The sequence below is a fragment of the Teichococcus aestuarii genome (genome assembly GCF_003116135.1).
In the GTDB taxonomy this organism is placed as follows: Bacteria; Pseudomonadota; Alphaproteobacteria; order Acetobacterales; family Acetobacteraceae; genus Pseudoroseomonas; species Pseudoroseomonas aestuarii.
Window position 1 is genome coordinate 1 of sequence record NZ_PDOA01000023.1, and the last position, 17,457, is coordinate 17,457.

21 protein-coding genes and 1 pseudogene are annotated in these 17,457 nt (G+C 64.7%); 11 read left to right on the forward strand and 11 right to left on the reverse strand.

Annotated features, from left to right (window positions below; genetic code table 11):
• Positions 1 to 67: 67 nt before the first annotated feature.
• A complete protein-coding gene (locus tag CR165_RS20895; RefSeq protein WP_109518881.1) occupies positions 68 to 736 on the reverse strand; it encodes a transposase in 669 nt (222 codons plus the stop codon).
• A 517-nt stretch (positions 737 to 1,253) separates the two neighbouring features.
• On the opposite strand from CR165_RS20895, the gene CR165_RS20900 reads away from it, so the two are divergent.
• Entirely contained in the window at positions 1,254 to 2,084 is an 831-nt protein-coding gene (locus CR165_RS20900; RefSeq protein WP_109518882.1) for a replication initiation protein, read from the forward strand.
• A gap of 102 nt (positions 2,085 to 2,186) precedes the next feature.
• Here CR165_RS20900 and CR165_RS20905 read toward each other — a convergent pair whose 3' ends face one another.
• Complete coding sequence (locus CR165_RS20905) at positions 2,187 to 2,489, reverse strand: chromosome partitioning protein ParB (RefSeq protein WP_109518883.1); 303 nt, start codon at positions 2,487 to 2,489, stop codon at positions 2,187 to 2,189.
• Positions 2,486 to 3,148 (reverse strand): ParA family protein, encoded by a 663-nt coding sequence (locus tag CR165_RS20910; RefSeq protein ID WP_109518884.1) that lies wholly within the window; start codon positions 3,146 to 3,148, stop codon positions 2,486 to 2,488. Before CR165_RS20910 ends, CR165_RS20905 begins: the two co-directional genes overlap by 4 nt.
• Positions 3,149 to 3,677: 529 nt before the next feature.
• On the opposite strand from CR165_RS20910, the gene CR165_RS20915 reads away from it, so the two are divergent.
• Positions 3,678 to 4,265: an Abi family protein gene (locus tag CR165_RS20915; RefSeq protein WP_245906644.1), complete on the forward strand. Its 588-nt coding sequence runs from the start codon at positions 3,678 to 3,680 to the stop codon at positions 4,263 to 4,265.
• Positions 4,262 to 5,065, forward strand: coding sequence for a DUF1883 domain-containing protein (locus CR165_RS20920; protein ID WP_109518922.1), 804 nt, complete (start codon positions 4,262 to 4,264; stop codon positions 5,063 to 5,065). The genes CR165_RS20915 and CR165_RS20920 overlap by 4 nt, the downstream gene beginning before the upstream one ends.
• A gap of 24 nt (positions 5,066 to 5,089) precedes the next feature.
• Here the strand turns inward: CR165_RS20920 and CR165_RS20925 are convergent, their stop codons facing one another.
• Genes CR165_RS20925 through CR165_RS20940 form a run of 4 tightly spaced genes read right to left on the reverse strand, consistent with a single transcriptional unit; the run spans position 5,090 to position 7,501 of the window.
• The gene (locus CR165_RS20925; RefSeq protein ID WP_109518885.1) at positions 5,090 to 6,178 is read right to left on the reverse strand and encodes an ImmA/IrrE family metallo-endopeptidase; all 1,089 of its coding nucleotides are present in this window, start codon (positions 6,176 to 6,178) and stop codon (positions 5,090 to 5,092) included.
• Entirely contained in the window at positions 6,175 to 6,666 is a 492-nt protein-coding gene (locus CR165_RS20930; RefSeq protein WP_099097072.1) for a helix-turn-helix domain-containing protein, read from the reverse strand. The genes CR165_RS20925 and CR165_RS20930 overlap by 4 nt, the downstream gene beginning before the upstream one ends.
• A gap of 5 nt (positions 6,667 to 6,671) precedes the next feature.
• Positions 6,672 to 7,289 carry a GNAT family N-acetyltransferase gene (locus CR165_RS20935; protein WP_218014936.1) on the reverse strand — a complete coding sequence of 206 codons (618 nt, stop codon included), beginning with the start codon at positions 7,287 to 7,289 and terminating at the stop codon, positions 6,672 to 6,674.
• Complete coding sequence (locus tag CR165_RS20940) at positions 7,289 to 7,501, reverse strand: transcriptional regulator (protein WP_099097073.1); 213 nt, start codon at positions 7,499 to 7,501, stop codon at positions 7,289 to 7,291. The genes CR165_RS20935 and CR165_RS20940 overlap by 1 nt, the downstream gene beginning before the upstream one ends.
• Before the next feature lie 159 nt (positions 7,502 to 7,660).
• On the opposite strand from CR165_RS20940, the gene CR165_RS20945 reads away from it, so the two are divergent.
• The 5 genes and pseudogenes from CR165_RS20945 to CR165_RS20965 all read left to right on the forward strand — a co-directional run bounded on the left by CR165_RS20945 (position 7,661) and on the right by CR165_RS20965 (position 12,046).
• A complete protein-coding gene (locus CR165_RS20945) occupies positions 7,661 to 8,626 on the forward strand; it encodes a CBASS oligonucleotide cyclase (protein ID WP_099097074.1) in 966 nt (321 codons plus the stop codon).
• A 9-nt stretch (positions 8,627 to 8,635) separates the two neighbouring features.
• On the forward strand, positions 8,636 to 9,151 hold the full coding sequence (locus CR165_RS20950) for an HORMA-1 domain-containing protein (protein WP_099097075.1): 516 nt from the start codon (positions 8,636 to 8,638) through the stop codon (positions 9,149 to 9,151).
• The gene (locus CR165_RS20955) at positions 9,152 to 10,096 is read left to right on the forward strand and encodes an AAA family ATPase (RefSeq protein WP_099097076.1); all 945 of its coding nucleotides are present in this window, start codon (positions 9,152 to 9,154) and stop codon (positions 10,094 to 10,096) included.
• Positions 10,097 to 10,106: 10 nt separating this feature from the next.
• A complete protein-coding gene (locus CR165_RS20960; RefSeq protein WP_219929809.1) occupies positions 10,107 to 10,820 on the forward strand; it encodes a hypothetical protein in 714 nt (237 codons plus the stop codon).
• Positions 10,821 to 10,874: 54 nt separating this feature from the next.
• Positions 10,875 to 12,046 (forward strand): annotated as a pseudogene (locus CR165_RS20965) (IS3 family transposase).
• Between the two features lie 31 nt (positions 12,047 to 12,077).
• On the opposite strand, the gene CR165_RS20970 reads toward CR165_RS20965, so the two are convergent.
• Complete coding sequence (locus CR165_RS20970) at positions 12,078 to 12,830, reverse strand: type I-G CRISPR-associated protein Cas7 (protein WP_181378272.1); 753 nt, start codon at positions 12,828 to 12,830, stop codon at positions 12,078 to 12,080.
• Between the two features lie 171 nt (positions 12,831 to 13,001).
• Here CR165_RS20970 and CR165_RS20975 point away from each other — a divergent pair, with 171 nt between their 5' ends.
• The 3 genes from CR165_RS20975 to CR165_RS20985 all read left to right on the forward strand — a co-directional run bounded on the left by CR165_RS20975 (position 13,002) and on the right by CR165_RS20985 (position 15,353).
• Entirely contained in the window at positions 13,002 to 13,241 is a 240-nt protein-coding gene (locus CR165_RS20975; RefSeq protein WP_109518887.1) for a helix-turn-helix domain-containing protein, read from the forward strand.
• A gap of 71 nt (positions 13,242 to 13,312) precedes the next feature.
• Positions 13,313 to 13,708 carry a hypothetical protein gene (locus CR165_RS20980; RefSeq protein WP_109518888.1) on the forward strand — a complete coding sequence of 132 codons (396 nt, stop codon included), beginning with the start codon at positions 13,313 to 13,315 and terminating at the stop codon, positions 13,706 to 13,708.
• 328 nt (positions 13,709 to 14,036) lie between these two features.
• Positions 14,037 to 15,353: an Nramp family divalent metal transporter gene (locus tag CR165_RS20985; RefSeq protein ID WP_109518889.1), complete on the forward strand. Its 1,317-nt coding sequence runs from the start codon at positions 14,037 to 14,039 to the stop codon at positions 15,351 to 15,353.
• Positions 15,354 to 15,407: 54 nt separating this feature from the next.
• Here CR165_RS20985 and CR165_RS20990 read toward each other — a convergent pair whose 3' ends face one another.
• Genes CR165_RS20990 through CR165_RS21000 form a run of 3 tightly spaced genes read right to left on the reverse strand, consistent with a single transcriptional unit; the run spans position 15,408 to position 17,409 of the window.
• The gene (locus tag CR165_RS20990) at positions 15,408 to 16,052 is read right to left on the reverse strand and encodes a DsbA family protein (RefSeq protein ID WP_109518890.1); all 645 of its coding nucleotides are present in this window, start codon (positions 16,050 to 16,052) and stop codon (positions 15,408 to 15,410) included.
• Positions 16,049 to 16,507, reverse strand: coding sequence for a disulfide bond formation protein B (locus CR165_RS20995; RefSeq protein WP_109518891.1), 459 nt, complete (start codon positions 16,505 to 16,507; stop codon positions 16,049 to 16,051). Before CR165_RS20995 ends, CR165_RS20990 begins: the two co-directional genes overlap by 4 nt.
• Positions 16,504 to 17,409 carry an MBL fold metallo-hydrolase gene (locus CR165_RS21000; RefSeq protein ID WP_109518892.1) on the reverse strand — a complete coding sequence of 302 codons (906 nt, stop codon included), beginning with the start codon at positions 17,407 to 17,409 and terminating at the stop codon, positions 16,504 to 16,506. Before CR165_RS21000 ends, CR165_RS20995 begins: the two co-directional genes overlap by 4 nt.
• Between the last annotated feature and the right edge of the window lie 48 nt (positions 17,410 to 17,457).

Below are 17,457 nucleotides of genomic sequence, written 5' to 3' on the forward strand. Positions count from 1 at the left end.
TCCCTCAGGACAGCGGCAGCATCGGCGATCGGGGCGGCCAGCCGCTCCCCTCCAGGAACTCAGCCGGTCAGGTCACCTGGGGAATTTTCCGTCGGCACCTCTGGGGAGTATTCACCCGGCGTCTACAAAAGCCGCTGTCTCCGACGACGATGATCTCTCGCCCCCGCAGCCATCGGCGGGCCTGCACCACCAGCTGGCGGGCCCAGCCGGTGAGCTTCTTGTGCCGGAGGCCGCGCACCCGGCAGTACCGCTCCGAGGGCGCCAGGGCAGTGAGGAAAGGCAACGCCCAGATCCGCCCAGCCCAGGGAACAGGGGCCAGTAGCATCAAGCTGATCCAGCGTAGGCCGGAAGCCTTCACGAAATGCCCGTGAGAGGAGCGCACCGGGTCACGGTAGATGCCTTTGGCAGCGATCCGCTTGCCGCGGCGGCGCTCGATGGTGTCGTCGATGCCCAGCACCACCGGCCCGCTCGGCGCGAAGGCTTCGATCAGGTGCCCCAGCAGGAGGCGCAACGCCGCCCGGGAGTTCCAGGCCGCCCGGCTGAGCACCCGGTGGTAGTTCACGAAGCGCCTCTCCCGTGCGAGCCCGGTGACGCGGAGCAGGCTTGTCACCGTGCGCTTGCCCGGCGCCAGAATGGCCCCGATCAACAGCACCTTGGCGTGGCGCCAACTCCGCTGGAAAAGGAACGGCGCAAAGCTCAGGATCACCGCGGCGAAGCGGGTCGGCAGGCAAAGCATGGTGACGTCTCTTGGCGGGGACGCATCATCCTAGCCGGTCAGCCCGCTCCGCCACCTCGGATCCGGCCCAGATGGCCAAAGTCGAGGTAAGGCCCCCTTTCAAAAGCCAATGCGCCGTCAGACGCATTCCGTTTGGCGGCGCGTAACGCCGTCTTTGTGGCGCTGCTTTACGTTATCCACACCCTGTGGATCTGTTCTTTAAGTTCTAATACTATAGTTTCTTAATTTCAGGGGACGATTTCAGAAACGGAATCAAAGGCTTGCAGCGCCTATCGTAAGAAATTGGGGGCGCATCGTAAGCGATTGGGGGCCTGTATCGTAAGCGATTGGGGGGCTATCATAAGAAATCGGGGGGGGCTGGCATGGTAGTTATCCACAACGCACTGGAGTCATGGAAAGAAGCGCCTTTTCCCTTGCAAACGGCCCTAGCGGGCTATCGTAAGAAATTGGGGGCGCGTGCGCGGCTTACGTAAGAAGGATATTGCCCCGCCTTACGTTATGAGTTAGGCATGAAGGCATGGGGAAGACCCTTGCACAGCGCTACAACTCCGATGGCATCGTCAAAGCCGGGGAGATGATCGAGGTAAAAAATACCTCGGCCCTGACCCTGCACGACCGGCGCGTGCTCAACCTGCTCATCCGCCACGCCGCCGATAAGATCGCCGATGACCGCGAGCACGTCATTCCGATGCGAGAGCTGCGCAGCTCACATAAGGGCGGCGAGCGCGTGCGTGACAGTATTGAGCGGCTGATGACCACTCTGGTGCTGGTGCCGACCAAAGACAGCAAGGGTCGCAAGGCGACGCGGCGCACGACGCTGCTGGCGGATACCACCACGACGGATGACGAAGAAAATCCGCAAGGCGAAGTGCGCTACTCATTTTCTCCTACGATGCGCGACATTCTGCGCCGTTCCGAGTATTGGGGACGCATCAAGCCCTACGTGATGTTTGCCTTCTCCACCAAGTATGCGCTGGCGCTCTACGAGGCCCTTTGCCTGCGCCGCAACCTGGCGCGCAGCGAGCAGGATTTCTCGATCGGGGAGTTCCGCGAGATGCTGGGCGTCGCGCCGGACAAGCTGAAGGCGTTTCCCCAGCTCAAGCAATCGGCGCTCGCCCCTGCCATCGGCGAGATCAACACCCTCTCGGACTTCAATGTGGAGGTCGAGCCGTTGCGCGAAGGCGGCCAGCAGCGCGGCACCCTGACTGGCTTTCGGGTGCGCTGGGAGAGCAAGGAGCCGGAAGCGTGGAATGAGGTGCTGACCGAGCTGATGCGCCCCAAGGTCGGCCGCAAGGCGCGCCTGCGTGGGACGGTTGAGAGCGTGGCGGGCGTGCTCGCTCTTGTCTAATCCATTGAAAAAAGCCACCTACGCTCCCCCATTTCCTTACGTTGGAGCCAATTCTTAGCCTCCAGATTTGGATTACCAGGTAATTTTTATTATCGGGTTATTTCATTTACCCGATTTATGGGTGAGGTAGAGCGCCCATGCTTCCTCGATGAGGATGCCCTGCGTCACGCCGCGCCGGGTCGCCTCGGCGGCAATCTCGTCGGCAATGTGTGGCAGCACCTTCGCATGCACCTGGCCGGTGCGCGGGCTGGGCGGGCGGCCGCGCCTGGCCGTGGCATCGCGGGCGACAAAGCCGTGCTGCTCCCCTGCCCTGTCCACGGACTGGATGGCGGCGGGCGACGTATCCTTGGGCCTGCTCTTGAGCTGCTTGATGTCGACGGCGAAGGGTTTGGGCTGATCGCTCATTGGGCAGCCTCCGTCAGGCGCTGGTAGATGGCTTGCGCGAAGGCCGAGGCGTTCTTGATGGCCTCCTCCATACGTCCCTGCGCGGGCATGGAGCGCAGGTCACCGCCGAACTCGAACAGGGCGGAGAATGCAGCGCGCTCCATGAGGGCGGGCTGCACGATGTCCACCCCCTGCCCGCCCAGCGAGGCCTCGATGCCCCGGTGCTGCTTGGACTCGATGCCTCGGGTCATGGTGAACACCACCGCATGGCGGATGGAGCGGCCCAGCGCCTCCTCCTCCTCGCCGATCAGCGCCAGCGTGCGCGCGCCAATAGTGGCATCCAGCGTGGTAGCCCGCATAGGGGTCAGCACCAGGTCGGCCTGACTGATGGCGCGCGAGACCAGTCGGGAAGCGACGCCTTCCAGGTCCACAATGACGATGCCGCCGTCCGCGTCGTGCTTCTGGATGGCTTTCACGATGTCGGATTCCGTGACGTCCGCCAGCAGCGTCATGCGGGGTGGCAGCGCCCGACGCTCACCCCACAGGCTCAGCGAACGGTTGGGGTCGCAGTCGAGCATGGTCACCTGCGCGCCCGCATGGGCTAGTTCCGTGCCCAGCAGTACGGCACTGGTGGATTTGCCTGAGCCCCCCTTGGGCGAGGCGATGACGACAACCGGCATGGGTCCCCTTTCCTCGATAATCCAACACACCGGGTATGTTTGATTATCCGGTAAATTCTTTTACCATGTATTCACTAAAACCAGGTAATTTTAGTTATCCGGTAATCGTGGGTGAGGGCAAGAGTCTGGTGTCCGGGCGACACGCCTGTACGGCCGAACGCCACCACGAATGGCCTTTCGGCCACAGCGCCAAGCAGGCGAAATTGGAGGCCGGTGCTCAACGAACGCTGGAGTGAAGCTGCGCGAACTCCTAGAATCCGCAACGATGCGGCGCTACCCGGTTCGCTCATGCAGAGGGGAATGATATGCGCGTACTCTGCGCACAAAAAATTACCCCGGGCGCATGCTTTCGCAGAGGCGACACCGGGGTGTACAAAATCAACATAGCTAAAGTGGGCTGATTTTGCAAGAGCACATAAATTCGAGCGCAGAAAATCAGGATGACGAACACGCTGCGCTGAAAGGCGTGCTCTCCACAGAACGCCTCGCAACCTACGTAGGTTGGGCCGGGGGGGACAAAGCGCGGGCGTTGGAACTGTACGCGCTGAATACGGCGCTCTCCGAAGCCCTCTACACGCCCTTGCAGATGTTGGAAGTGGCGCTGCGCAATCGCTTCCACACCACCCTTAGCGCCGCATACGGTCTGTTCTGGTTTGACGCGCCCGACTTCCTGAAGGTGGGGCATCAGGTCGAGCAGGTGCAGAAGGCCAAGGAACTGCTGACGGAGCAGGGCAAACCCCTAGAGCCGGGCCGCATCGTGGCCGCGCTGACCTTCGGCTTTTGGACAGCGCTGCTGAACACCGTGTACGAGGATCTGTGGCGCTCAACGCTGCACCAGGCCATGCAGCCGGACGCGCGTGACGAGAAGGGCAGGGGGCTGAGCCGCAAAAGCCTGACCCGCCCCCTCACACCGCTGCGCGAGTTGCGCAACCGGGTCGCGCACCACGAGCCGATCCTGGAATGGAACCTGCCCAAACACCACGCCAACATCGTGCGGATTACCGGCTGGCTCTCTCCAGCCGCCAAGGCATGGACGCACGCGCGCAGCCGGTTTCTGTCGGTATATCCAGCGCAACCCATCGCGCTGGCAAAGCAGGACGCTCAAGGATGCCCATGAACTTTACGCAGTACGATTTAGGGTACGTCCAAGCTGGCAGCGTGGTGGAAGTCACCCTGCAAGGCAATCAGACCAACGTGCGCCTGATGGATAGCTCCAACTTCTCCGCCTATCGGTCTGGCCGCCAGCATCGCTTCATCGGGGGTCGTGCCCAGCGCTCGCCAGTGCGCCTTGAGGTGCCTCACACGGGCACATGGCATGTTGCCGTCGATATGCAGGGGCTAGCCGGCAGCGTACGGTCCGGCATCCGCGTGATACCAGCTGCCGCGCTGCGCCCGCTTCCGGCAATCAACGAAGCTTCGCTGCGCAGCATTCCCAGCCTCGTGCGGGACGCAGAACAGGACTTGGCCCCGACCCCCGAAGCGCCGGATGGGCGCACGTTTGATGTGTTCATCTCGCACGCCTCGGAAGACAAGTACGAAGTCGTCCGGCCGCTGGCTACCGCGCTCGCCAGCGCCGGGCTGAGCGTCTGGTACGACGAGTTCGAGCTGCGGATTGGCGATAGCCTGCGACGGAAAATCGACCGGGGCCTAGCCAGCAGCCGCTTTGGGGTGGTCGTACTCTCCAACACCTTTTTCGGGCGGGGCTGGCCGGAATATGAGCTGGATGGACTGGTGACGCGCGCTGTCTCCGGCGATCAGATTCTACTGCCCATCTGGCACAACGTGACCAAGAAGGAAGTGATTGGCTACTCGCCGTCCCTGGCCGACCGGCTGGCGCGCAGCACGGCCACGCACACCGTGGAGGAGATTGCGGCCGAGATCATTGACGTCATCCGCAATCCTGTCCCGGCCCAGTAGCCCCGCTACCGCCAAGGCGCGCTTTCACGCGTGTGGCGTGGTGCACATGCAGGGCGGCCACCGCAGGCTTTCCGCTCGCCCACATGGCCGCCAGCGCGCAGCTGCGGGCAGGCGCAGGAGCATTGAAGATGCGCTGATTGGGGCACTCGCGCGGTGGGCTAAAGATCGGCACGCTAATGAGGGATTACCGGCGGCGACGATCTTGGTGTGAGGGCGTAGCCAGTAACCGAGGGTCAGCGCTTCATGTGTGTTGAAGAAGGTCTCGAACGAAAAGATCTGCGGCTCGCCGTTGTGATCCGAAAGCACAATATCCGCCTGCCCTAGGCTGCCTCCGGCCTGCGCGCCACAGTAGGAGGCGATCACCGCAAAGAGATCGGTTTCCTTGAATCGACCGAAGCGTTCCCGGAATGGCGGCGACTCAATGCAGTAGCGGCAGGGTGCGGCCGGGTCGAAATCAGCCTTGCGCCGTGTAGGGTGCGGATGTCCGGTCACAAGCGCGACCATCGGACGGTCGCCGTGACCGTGCTCGGCGAGCCGCCAAAGCGTCGAGGTCACCGTATTGCCGAAACGTTTGCTGAGCCCTCGCACCAAGTCGAGACTGGGCGTCGACGCCATCGCTTCCTGCCGGAAACGGTTGGCAAGAAAGAGCAGCTGCCCCGCAGCGTAGTTTGCTTCCGCTTCCATGATCTCATGGCAAGCAGGTGTCAGCGTCTGTTCAGTGTCGCCGAACATCATACCAGCATGCCAGGGAATGACGTCGTGGCCGATCTCGTGCGCCTCGTTCCACCGATGCTTTAGCGGCGGAAGGTTCTGATCGATCAAAATGCGCTTCTGGTCAGGCAAGTAAAGCGCCTTTAGGCTGAGGCTGCGCACGGCATCCGCCAGCAGGGTCGGTCGGAGCAGAACCTGCTGGCCCGCAACCTTCATCTTCGAAAAGACGTCGCGCAACATGCTCTGGTCCGTCGTGCTATAATAGCCGCGGTCGAGCTTCAGTAGGTCGCGCACCATGCGCAAATCGATTGGCGGCTCAGGATCGCCAAGGCCCTTGAGAAGCTTGGCGACCTGTCCGTCGATATCGGCAATCGTGCGAGGACCTAGATTGACGTTCCTCACTTCACCCGCTTCGGCTCTTGCTCGCTCAGGACGGCGACGAACGCCTCAAGAGCCGAGCTTTCCTCCGACGTCAGCTTCTGCACGGATTCCGAACGCGCCGCGAACCGGACTGCTTCCTGCCGCAGCCCGGCGTCGTTCGCCGCCGTCAGGCCAGCCAATTGCATAAGGCGCATTTGCGACACTTCGAAGGTCTGGGCAAGCCGATATACCGTGCGCGGCTCAGGCCTATGATGAACGTCGTCCTCAATCACGAGCAGCTCACTGGCGTCGACTTCCGCCGCATCTGCTAGCTGCTCCATCGATAAGCCTCGTCTGCGGCGCATCAGGTTCACGAATTTGCCGAAGGCGATCCGACTGTCCTCGGCCGGCGCGGTCGCGGCACGTTCCTCTGGAGCCGGGTCGAACGCCAGCAAGCCGGCTCCAATGACCGCATCACCCTCGCGACGCGCCCGGTTCAGCCACCAGTCCTTGCTCCGTTCCAGTTTCATCGTCCTCACTCCTTCTCGAGGAACGCCTGGGCGCGCGCGGCGGTCATCTCGAAATATCTTAAGTTCTGGTAGGCCGCGTCCTGCCCGAGGTCGGTCATGCCGATCTTGGCGTAGAAGGCATCAGCTTGGGGCAACGAGTGTAGCCCAATACGACCTTTAAACCCTTCCTCATCGCTCAAGGCGACGGCGGCAGTGAGCAGCGCCGAGCCGACGCCCCGCAGCCGCGTCGGACGTCCGAGTTCCGGGCGGTTCCACGGCGCCACCTCAACATAGTCGAGATAAACGAGCGGCTTGCCCGCCTGGCTGGGCTCGCGGGCCGCCTTGGTCAGGTCAACCTGAGACAGCCCCTGAGTCACGCCTTGGGCCACGACGCTGAACCCGCGAAAGGCCAGCAGCCCCTGCACGCGCGCCGTCTTCTTGCCCCAGTCCCAGTGCCAGCTCTGCGGCCACTGATCGACCGGCACGCCACGGCGTGCCAAGTCCTGCAGCACCGCCAGAAGCGCTGGCTGCCATTCTTTTTGCCAATCATCGAGCTGCGCCTGCTCAATCGCATCGCGAAGCTCGCCTTCAACGCCCTCACCGGTCGCAACATCGAGAAGATGAATGACCGAAATCTCGGTCATCATAGGAACATCAGCTCCGCCTTTTCTTTCGTGGCGTCGTTCTCGAACAAGAGCTTGTCGCCCTTTTCGACCCGAGCCTCGATCGTCTGGTAAAGCCGCAACGCTTGCCGAAGCACGGCGGTCTTAGTGATGTCCTTACGCACCGACAGATCGTCGAGCGCACGCATCTCGGCATCGGTGAGGTTCAGCGTCATCGTCCGCTTCGCCGTCATCTGATCCTCCGTCGTTCGCCTACATAGAGATTTGGTGGAAGTAAGTCAAGGCCCCGTAGCCATTTATACACCCCTTGAATGGCCATTTTATAGCTATTAAATCTTTAACGTAGTGATTCGGAACTCACCTAGGGTTCGGCACGGACGGGAGATCTGACCATGGGGCGGCAGCATGTCGGCCACAGCGAGATTGCCGCCTTCGCGCAGGAGAGGGTGAACCTGCCAAAGGATAAGGCGGACGAATATCGAGCGCAGGCGCGTCGCTTGCGGGAGAAGCTGGAAGGCTATCTCGACGAGCATCCGACCTTTACCCTGAAGAAGATGATGCTTTCGGGCAGCCTTGCCAAAGGCACCGCGCTCCGGTCCCTCAACGATATCGATGTGGCCTGCTATGTCAGCGGCGCCGACGCGCCCGCCGACATCCGCGCGCTCCTCGACTATGTTGCCGAACGCCTACGCAAAGCGTTTCCGAACTTCAGCCCCGACCAGGTCCAGCCGCAAACCTACTCAGTTACGGTCTCCTTCCGTGGCAGCGGCCTCGACGTCGATGTCGTCCCCATTCTCTACGATGGCGATCAGAACTGGTACGGCAACTTGGTTAGCCAGGACGACGGCTCGTTCCTAAAGACGAGCATCCCGCTCCATCTCGAGTTCGCTTCCAAGCGCAAGCGCTGCCAGGAGAAGCACTTCGCCCAAGTCGTGCGTCTCGCCAAGTTTTGGGCGCGGCGGATGAAGCAGGAGCGCGACGGCTTTCGCTTCAAGTCGTTCATGATCGAGATGGTGCTGGCCAAGCTCTGCGACGACGGTCTGGACTTTTCCGACTATCCCGAAGCGCTCCAGCACTTCTTCACCTACATCGCCCGTAGCGACTTCCGTGAGCGGATCGTGTTCACAGACTACTATGCCGCTTCGACCGTGCCGTCTTTGTCGGACATGGTGCAGATCATCGATCCGGTGAACGCCGCCAACAACGTTGCCCGCCTCTACACGGCAGCCAACGCCGACGGCATCGTCGATGCGGCGCTCGACGCCGGCGACGCCATCGACTCCGCCCTCGCGGCGCCCACTAAACAGCTGACCGTCGCCTACTGGCAAAAGGTTTTCGGCTCCTCCTTCCAACCGTGAGGCGATCCCATGGCCGCCAGCTATTCCTACACCGAGTCTACGGCCTTCACCGTCACCCATGCCCGGCACATGGCGGCGAAGGTCGCCACCGACCTGAAGCGCATGCAGCGCCTTTACGGCTCGCCATCGGATGCGCGCATCGCGCAGTTCGAAGCTGAAGCGGTCGAGCTGATCAAGGCGGGCTATTTCGGCACCGTCACCTACGGCTTCCAGCGGGATGGTAACTGGATCGAGCCGACGTTGCGGTACACGGCGCGCGACCTCGCCGGCATGTCAGCGAACGACGATGACCCTGGTCGCGTCCGCCCGGGTGCCAACGTGTCCGGCGCCATTTTCAGGAGCTATCTGACCTACAGTGCCGCCTGGAGGCAGCTGACCTCGGCGCAACAGACCGCCTTCGAGGCCACGCTGCCGCTCTCGCGCAATGGCAGCCCTGAGCCCGGCCTCGCCGGCTACCTGGCCACCGATAAGACCTACTCCTCGGGCGGGCGGGCGCTCGACCGCGCCACACTTCGGAGCTTCTAGATGACCACCCAGCCTGCTCTCGATGACCTCTTTGAGCGCCGTATTACCTATCCTGATATCGAAACGCAGGCGCGTCTTGCGCGCCTCATCGGCTTGGACGAGCAAAAATCCCGGCTGACCAAAATTTTGGCGCTGTTGGTAAACCCTGCCGGGTTGGAAGACTGGGCGCGCCACCACCATCCGGGTGCGCAAGCCTTACTCGACACGGTGCTACGCCGGCCGCCGCTAGTCATCCTTGCTGGGGACGTGGGATCCGGCAAGACCGAACTTGCCGAAACCATCGGGGACGCGGTCGCCCGGCAAGAGCGGATTGACATCACGCTCTTGCCGCTCAGTCTATCAACGCGCGGTCAGGGCCGGGTCGGAGAAATGACCCAGCTTTTATCGGCTGCCTTCGACTACACCATTGCCGAGGCAAACCGACTCAAATCCGTATCAGGCAAGGCGCGAGGGGCGGTTATTCTGCTTGTCGACGAGGCCGACGCGCTCGCCCAGTCCCGCGAAGCCACACAGATGCACCATGAGGACCGCGCCGGCGTCAACGCATTCATCCGCGGGATAGACCGCATCGCAAACGGCAAGCTCCCTGCGGCCGTGATCATGTGTACCAATCGGCTGAGTTCGCTCGACCCCGCAGTGCGGCGACGGGCTGCCGAGGTGCTGAGCTTTGCCCGCCCGAGCGACGATCAGCGCCGCTTCATCTTGACCAGCCGGCTGGAGTCGATGGGTATTGGACGTGTCCATATCGACCAGCTTGTCGCTGCGACTGGCGCGGAGCGGGGAAAGCGCGATTACGGGTTCACCTTCTCGGACATGACGCAAAGGCTGCTGCCATCCATTGTCCTCGACGCCTATCCTTCGCGCGCCGTTGAGGGCGCTCGGGCCGTCGAGGTTGCACGCACCATTGCGCCGACGCCACCCTTCCGGGATGGGGCGCCGGCGTGAGGCACGCATCATGACCCAGGCCGTCACCGTACGCCGCGATGGCGATACCTTCCAGGCTAGGTTGTTCTGGTGGCACGCCGCCCGACTGCTTGATCCGCAGAGCCCGATCGTTCGCGTAGGCTTCGAGATGGGGCCTAAGAGCTTTGACGACATCTGGATCGAGTACGATCCTGCCCGTAGCGCAGCTGACCAGTACGGCGAGCCACTACGCCGCGAACACATTCAGTGTAAATGGCATGTCAGTCCCGATAGCTACGGCTACGCTCATCTCATCGATCCGGAGTTTGTCAACGCCAACGCTCGCTCGCTGCTGCAGCGAGCCCGAGAGGCCCAGCTGAACTATGCGCCGACCGGTGACGGAGTTCGCTTCAAGCTGCTGACCAACTGGTCGCTCGACCGCGCCGATCCTCTTCGTGAGATGATCGGCAACCGATCGGGGGCAATGCGCCTCAATAGGCTGTACGGCTCGAGTACCGACAACAGCCGGGCTGGTGCGGTTCGGAAAGCTTGGCGCGATCATCTGGCCATTGATGAGAATGAGCTTCGGCTCCTCGCACGAACTCTAGCTTTTGGCCAAGCCACAGATACACTCGATGGGCTCCGGGAGTATCTTGATGCCGTTTTTGGCTTGGTCGGATTACGCCGCATTCCAGCTAACGAGAGTGCTTTTCCCTATGACGACGCGATATTCCAGTGGATGGCGCAGGGTGACCTGCCCCCTTAAAAGTGGACCGCCGCTGATGTGAGATTGGCGGGACGCGGAGAGGAGGAGGTTGAGATGGCGAGGAAGCAGCACAAACCGGAGGAGATCGTGGCCAAACTGCGCCAGGTCGAAGTGTTGGTGGCGCAAGGCAAGACGGTGGCCGAGGGGGCCCGGGTCATTGGGGTGACGGAGGCGACCTACTACCGCTGGCGGTCGGAATACGGTGGCCTGAAGCTGGACCAGGTAAAGCGGCTGAAGCAGTTGGAGCAGGAGAATGGCCGCCTGCGCAAGGCCGTGGCGGATCTGACGCTGGAGAAGCTGGTGCTGAAGGAAGCCGCGTCGGGAAACTTCTGAGCGCCGCGCGTCGCCGGGCGGCGGTGGAGCATGTCAGGGCGTCACTGGGCGTCTCGGAGCGCTTCGCCTGCCGTGTGCTGGGGCAGCATCGCGCGACGCAGCGGCAGGCACCAGCCCCTCCGGACGACGAAGCGGCGCTGACGGCGGCGATCATTGGCCTGGCCCGGCAATACGGCCGATACGGCTACCGCCGGATCACGGCCTTGCTCCGGGCCGAAGGCTGGCACTGCAACCACAAGCGGGTGGAGCGGATCTGACGCCGCGAGGGGCTGAAGGTGCCTGCCCGACAGCCCAAACGTGGAAGGCTGTGGCTGAACGACGGCTCCTGCGTGCGGCTGCGCCCCGAACGGCCGGACCATGTCTGGGCCTACGACTTCGTGGAGGACCGGACGCGCGACGGACGCAAGCTCCGCATGCTGAACGTGGTGGACGAGTTCACCCGTGAATGCCTGGCGATCCGGGTGGCGCGGAAGCTGAGCTCCCTCGATGTCATCGACGTGCTGACGGAGCTGTTCATCGCCCGGGGCACGCCCGCGCATATCCGCTCCGACAATGGCCCTGAGTTCGTGGCCAAGGCGGTGCAGGGCTGGATCCGCGGCGTTGGCGCGAAGACCGCCTTCATCGAGCCCGGCAGCCCCTGGGAGAACGGCTATGTGGAGAGCTTCAACGGCAAGCTGCGCGATGAACTGCTTGACGGCGAGGTGTTCAACACACTGGCCGAAGCCAGGGTGCTGATCGAGCAGTGGCGGGTCCACTACAACACGGCCCGCCCCCATTCCTCGCTTGGCTATAGGCCACCAGCACCGGAGGTGATCATGCCGGAAAGAGGCGGACCAATGCCCCACCCCGGTTCCAACGGCTCATCGCCGCCGCCTCTGACCATGCTCCACTAAAATCTTGTCCGGACCAGTTAACGGGGGCTGGTCACAGGGTCGGCCGGCGCCTGCCGTCCGCCGGCGGCTCCGTGTCCCAGCCCAGGAAGGGACGTCCCGCCGCGCCGGGCGCCGTTGCCTCGTAGATGGACACCCCGGCGATGGCCGCCGGGTCGAGGCGGCTGCTGGCGCTCGCGGCGGGCGCCGCGCCGTAGCCGGTGATCTCCGACACCAGGACGCGGCCGAACTTGGCACCGTGGCCGCCGCGCAGGCCCTGGCTGTGCCAGGCGCCGAGCACCAGCATGTGCGGCAGCAGCAGCGCGCCGGTAGCCGTGCCCACCCGCGCCTCGGTCAGGCGGCGGCCCAGCACCGTCTCGGTGAAGGGCTGGCCGTCCAGCAGGCTGTCGCGCAGCAGGGCGTCATAGCCGCGGTGCGGCGCGGTCAGCGCGCCGATCGTGCCGAGGTGCCGGGTTGCCTCGGCCTCGGTGAAGTCCACCGCGATGTCGGGCACCGGGGCGCCGAGGAGGGCCGCGGCGGCGAGCGCCGCCTCCAGCGCGTTGGCCTCGGCGGCCACCGAGTTCAGGGTGACGCAGACGCTCTCCCGGCCCTCCGGGTCGCGGCCGGGGAAGTAGGCGTTCTGGGTCGCCTGGCACCAGCGCTGGATCTCGGCCGGCGCGGCGCTGGCCTCCACCTTGCCGTACAGCGCCGGCGCCACCAGGCCGTCGGCCACCAGACGGCGGCTGTCGGGGGAGAGGCGGATCAGGCTGCCGTGGCGGACCACCGCGCGCAGCCCGTCCAGGGTCATCGCAGAACCCGCAGAACCAGGCCGCCGCGCCATCCACCGCTCCCTCCGGGGCGGGATCAGCCGCCGTGCTCGGCGCCGGCCAGCACCCCCTCAGGACGAAGGAGGCCAGCCCGGCGCTTTGTCGAGAATACTCCGTGGGAAAATACTCGGCAACGGCGGCTCCTGCCGGGCGTGGACATCCGAGAGATCCTCGCCGCCAATCTGCGCCAGCATCGACACGCCGCCGGGCTGTCGCAGGAGGAGCTCGCGCACCGCGCGAAGATCGACCGCACCTACATCAGCTCGATCGAGCGCTGCGTCTACGCCGCCAGCATCGACGTGGTGGACCGGCTGGCGCGGGAACTCGGGGTGGAGGCGGCGGAGCTGCTGCGGCGGCCGGGCAAGGCAGTCCGGCAGGGGAGCGCCGGCTAGCCGGAGCGGGTGCCCGCGAGAGGCGCTCGGTGCATGCGGGTCCGAAGCCCTGCCGATGCTATGATGGCCCCATGGCCGAACCTGCTCCCTCCTCCTGCGCCTCGTTGACCCTCACCGCCGCGGAGCGGGACCTGATCCGGCGCGAACTCGGGGTGCGGTTCGGCAACCCGCCGCGCATCGCCGACGGCATTCATCTGCGGAGGTGGCGCGGCGGGCCGCAGGCCGGGCAGCCGAAGCTGCCGGCGGCGGTGCAGAGCCTGGTGGAGCGCGGCCTGCTGGTGGTTCAGTCAGGAACAGGGCCGTTCGCGCGGGCGTTCTTCACGGAGGCTGGTCTGAGTGCTCTACATCAATTGGCCGGGGAGCGCCGGGGCCTGGATCCGGTGCAGTACGCGCATGTCCGGCAGGAACTGGGCCTGGAGGAAGCTGACGTCGAGGAACTGGGCACCATCATCGGGCCGACACCCTGATCCGGGATCTGGCTTGTCGCTCCCCGGCAAGATGCTTGACTGAGTTCGAGGCTGTGGCGGAGCCGGATATCAAACAGTCCCTCATCCTCCTCTGTGCTGTTTGGTCCCTTGTTGCGCCAAACGATGCAGCTCTGCTCCCCACGTTCCAACATCCGCTGAGATGTTGCCTTCTGTTCCAACCCGGCGCTGTCATAGCGGTATGCCCACCATGATTGCCTGATTGTCATTTTCATTCCGCTTGTGATGCGGGTCTAGTTAATTGTAGCCTTGGGTACAATCTGAACCCGCGGCTTAAGGCGCGTGGACACCATTCTGGCAGGCATCGTTCATGACGGTTCCCTTGACCCCCTCCGGCCCTGAAAGCCTGCCCGAGGTTCATCGCTCCGTCAGTGTGCCGAGCGCCGGAGGGTTTCTGCGCAAGCTGCTGGCCTTCATCGGGCCGGGCTATCTGGTCGCTGTCGGCTACATGGATCCCGGCAACTGGGCGACAGCGCTCGCCGGTGGTTCGGCCTTCGGGTACACGCTGCTCTCGATCGCCCTGCTCTCATCCCTGATGGCAATCCTCCTCCAGGCCCTGTGCGCCCGGGTCGGGATTGCGACGGGGCGCGACCTGGCGCAGCTGTGCCGCGAACGCTTCCCGACGCCGATCGCTTACCCGCTGTGGCTTCTGGCGGAACTCGCCATCTGCGCGACGGATCTCGCCGAACTCATCGGCACCGCCATCGCCCTGCAGCTGCTGTTTGGAATTCCGCTGATCCTCGGCGTAATGCTGACGGCACTCGACGCCTTCCTGATCCTGTGGCTGCAGAACAAAGGCATACGATGGCTGGAAGCGCTGATCTTCGGCTTCATAGCCCTGATCTTTGGTTGCTTCGCTATCCAGATTGCCCTGGCGGATCCTGACTGGGGCGCCGTGCTGCTGGGCTACATCCCGGCGACATCGATCGTCATGAACGAGACGCAGCTCTACATCGCGATGGGCATCCTGGGCGCCACCGTCATGCCGCACAACCTCTACCTGCATACGGCGCTTGTGCAGTCGCGGGACTATGCCAGGGATCTGAGCGGCAAGCGCGAAGCCATCCGCTTCTCGAGCATCGACAGCACGCTGGCGCTCAGCCTGGCCTTGCTGGTCAACTCGGCCATCCTGATCACCGCATCCGCCGTGTTCAACACGGCCGGGCAGACCGAGGTGGCGGAGATCCAGGAAGCCTACCGGCTGCTGTCTCCGCTGGTCGGAAGCGGAGCAGCGGCAACCCTGTTCGCGGTCGCGCTGCTTCTCTGCGGCATCAACGCCACGGTCACGGCGACCTTGTCCGGCCAGATCGTGATGGAAGGCTTTCTCCGGTTCCGTCTCCCACCGGTGCTGCGCCGTCTCATCACCCGCCTGGTGGCTATCGTGCCGGCCATCCTGGTCACCTGGCTCTACGGCACAAGCGGCACGGCGCAGCTCCTGATCCTGAGCCAGGTGATCCTGTCGCTCCAGTTGCCCTTCGCCGTGGTGCCACTGATGCTGTTCGCCGGCGACAGGCGGCGCCTCGGTCCCCTGGTGGCGCCGCGCTGGCAGCTGCTCCTCGGCTGGGCAAGCGCGGCGCTCATCATCCTGCTGAACGTGAAGGTGATCGTCGACTTCGTTCTTCGATAGCGCGGGCAACACGCACCGGCTGTCTGTTCCGGCACGCTCCTGACAAGGGAGCGCTCAGCGGGACGTGCTCAGTTCACTCAGGATCAGCTCGTAGAGCTGCCGCGGGCCGAAGGAGAGCAGCGGGCGCGTGTTCACGAAGAAGGTCGGCGTCTGCCTGACCTGCAAGGCCTGGAGGTCGGCCGTATCGGCCTGCAGCACCCGCTCGATCTGCGGCCGCCGTGCATCCTGCCGTGCCCGGGCGAGGTCCAGCCCCGCGATGCCGGCTATTCCCCAGGCGTGCTCCAGGTTGGGAGCGCCATGGACGGCCCATTCCGGCTGCCGCGCGAAGAGGGCGTCCAGCACCGGCTCGAAGCGGTTCTGGAGCCGGGCCGCTTCCAGGATGCGGACGGCCTCGTCCGAGCCCTCGTGAAAGGGCGCGTAGCGCAGCACCAGCCGCACATCCTCCGGATGACGGGCCAGGATCTGCCCCAGGATCGGATGGAAGGCGCGGCACGCCTCGCAGGACGGGTCGAAGAACTCTACCAGGGTGACGCGTGCCTCGGCCTTGCCGATGATCGGCGAATGCGGCCGGACGTAGATGTCGTCCTGCCCGGTGGTCGCCGGGCCTGCCACCTCCGCCCGCGGATACAGCCAGGCGGCCACGCTGAAGCCCGCGAGGGCCAGGGCGCCGGTGCCGATGGTGAGGGCGCGCCGGTTCATGCCTTGCGCCCTCCCCGGGCGACCGCGAGCAACAGGAGCAGGATGGCCGTGAAGGCCAGCAGCGAGAGCGCCGGCAGCGGCACCCAGCCGAGCAGGGTCATGCCCTCGCCGGAGCAGGACGGCCCGGAGGCGCTGCACGGCTGGATGGCCTCCGACACGACGCCGTAAAAGAGCAGCGTGTGCCATCCGGCGATGAGCCAGCCGATGGCGGCCACCGGCGCGGCGTAGCGCCACGCGGCCTCATCCGAGTGGTAGCAGGCTACCGCCAGCAGGATGGTGAGCGGGAACATGAAAGCGCGCTGGTGCCAGCACAGCGAGCAGGGCACCTGGCCCATCACCTCGCCGATGTACAGCGCGCTCAGGCTGGCAGCGAGCGCGACCACCCAGGCCGCGAAGAGCGCGGTCCAGCCTGCCGCGGCGGAGTTCGCCGCCGTGCCCGCCTTGCCCGCGCTCACGTCCGCGCCTTCGGGCAGGCATCCGCGAAGCGCCCAACGGGGATCTTGAGGTAGCAGTGGCCGTCCTCCTCGGCCTCCGGCATGCGGCCGCCGCGCAGGTTGACCTGCAACGCCTTCAGCATGAGGTCCGGCAAGGGCAGCTCCCGATCCCACTGGTCGCGGCGCCGCGCGAAGGCGTCCCCGTCCGCGCCATCGCTCAGCCAGGGATTGTTGCGCCGCTGCTGGGCCACACTGGACTCCCAGCGCGGTTCCCGCCCTCCGGGCGGGTAGTCATGCCCGGTGAACAGGCGCGTGTCGTCCGGCAGCGCCAGGATGCGCTGGATGCTCTCGTGCAGCGCCTGGCTGCCGCCCCCGGGAAAGTCTGCCCGTGCCGTGCCGACATCGGGCATGAAGAGCGTGTCGTGGATGAAGGCGGCATCGCCGGCCAGCACGGTGACCGAGGCCGCGGTGTGGCCGGGGCTGTCCATGATCGTCATGCTGATGCGGCCCAGCGGGAGGCTGTCACCGTCCTCCAGGAGCCTGTCCCAGTACCGGCCCCCGTCTTGCGACAGCGCGGGCGTGTTGTAGAGCGGTGCCCACAACGCCTGCACCCGCCGCACCTTGGCGCCCGTTCCCGTTCTGGCATTCAGCTTCGCGCCAAGATAGGCCACGGCGGAGAAGTGGTCGGCATGCGGATGCGTGTCGAGCACCCACTCCGTGCTCAGCCCTTCCGCCGCGATGAACGCGGCCATGTCGTCGGCGAAGCTGGTGTCCACCTGCCCGCTCGCGGCATCGAAGCCGAGCACGGGGTCGATCACCGCGCAGGACCGCGCTCCAGGATCGGAGACCACATAGGCGACGCTGCCGGAGGCGGCATCGTGGAAGGCCCGGACATCAGGGCGTGCCGCGGCGTTCATGGACATGGCGCCCGGCAGGCGCGGGCAGGGTCAGGACGATGATCAGCGCTGCTC

What these genes read in the sequence shown, in the direction of transcription:
- CR165_RS20895 (WP_109518881.1), bottom strand. Translation starts at nt 736, where the DNA reads ATGCTTTGCCTGCCGACCCGCTTCGCCGCGGTGATCCTGAGCTTTGCG.
- CR165_RS20900 (WP_109518882.1), top strand. Translation starts at nt 1,254, where the DNA reads ATGGGGAAGACCCTTGCACAGCGCTACAACTCCGATGGCATCGTCAAA.
- CR165_RS20905 (WP_109518883.1), bottom strand. Translation starts at nt 2,489, where the DNA reads ATGAGCGATCAGCCCAAACCCTTCGCCGTCGACATCAAGCAGCTCAAG.
- CR165_RS20910 (WP_109518884.1), bottom strand. Translation starts at nt 3,148, where the DNA reads ATGCCGGTTGTCGTCATCGCCTCGCCCAAGGGGGGCTCAGGCAAATCC.
- CR165_RS20920 (WP_109518922.1), top strand. Translation starts at nt 4,262, where the DNA reads ATGAACTTTACGCAGTACGATTTAGGGTACGTCCAAGCTGGCAGCGTG.
- CR165_RS20930 (WP_099097072.1), bottom strand. Translation starts at nt 6,666, where the DNA reads ATGAAACTGGAACGGAGCAAGGACTGGTGGCTGAACCGGGCGCGTCGC.
- CR165_RS20935 (WP_218014936.1), bottom strand. Translation starts at nt 7,289, where the DNA reads ATGACCGAGATTTCGGTCATTCATCTTCTCGATGTTGCGACCGGTGAG.
- CR165_RS20940 (WP_099097073.1), bottom strand. Translation starts at nt 7,501, where the DNA reads ATGACGGCGAAGCGGACGATGACGCTGAACCTCACCGATGCCGAGATG.
- CR165_RS20945 (WP_099097074.1), top strand. Translation starts at nt 7,661, where the DNA reads ATGGGGCGGCAGCATGTCGGCCACAGCGAGATTGCCGCCTTCGCGCAG.
- CR165_RS20950 (WP_099097075.1), top strand. Translation starts at nt 8,636, where the DNA reads ATGGCCGCCAGCTATTCCTACACCGAGTCTACGGCCTTCACCGTCACC.
- CR165_RS20955 (WP_099097076.1), top strand. Translation starts at nt 9,152, where the DNA reads ATGACCACCCAGCCTGCTCTCGATGACCTCTTTGAGCGCCGTATTACC.
- CR165_RS20960 (WP_219929809.1), top strand. Translation starts at nt 10,107, where the DNA reads ATGACCCAGGCCGTCACCGTACGCCGCGATGGCGATACCTTCCAGGCT.
- CR165_RS20970 (WP_181378272.1), bottom strand. Translation starts at nt 12,830, where the DNA reads ATGACCCTGGACGGGCTGCGCGCGGTGGTCCGCCACGGCAGCCTGATC.
- CR165_RS20980 (WP_109518888.1), top strand. Translation starts at nt 13,313, where the DNA reads ATGGCCGAACCTGCTCCCTCCTCCTGCGCCTCGTTGACCCTCACCGCC.
- CR165_RS20985 (WP_109518889.1), top strand. Translation starts at nt 14,037, where the DNA reads ATGACGGTTCCCTTGACCCCCTCCGGCCCTGAAAGCCTGCCCGAGGTT.
- CR165_RS20990 (WP_109518890.1), bottom strand. Translation starts at nt 16,052, where the DNA reads ATGAACCGGCGCGCCCTCACCATCGGCACCGGCGCCCTGGCCCTCGCG.
- CR165_RS21000 (WP_109518892.1), bottom strand. Translation starts at nt 17,409, where the DNA reads ATGTCCATGAACGCCGCGGCACGCCCTGATGTCCGGGCCTTCCACGAT.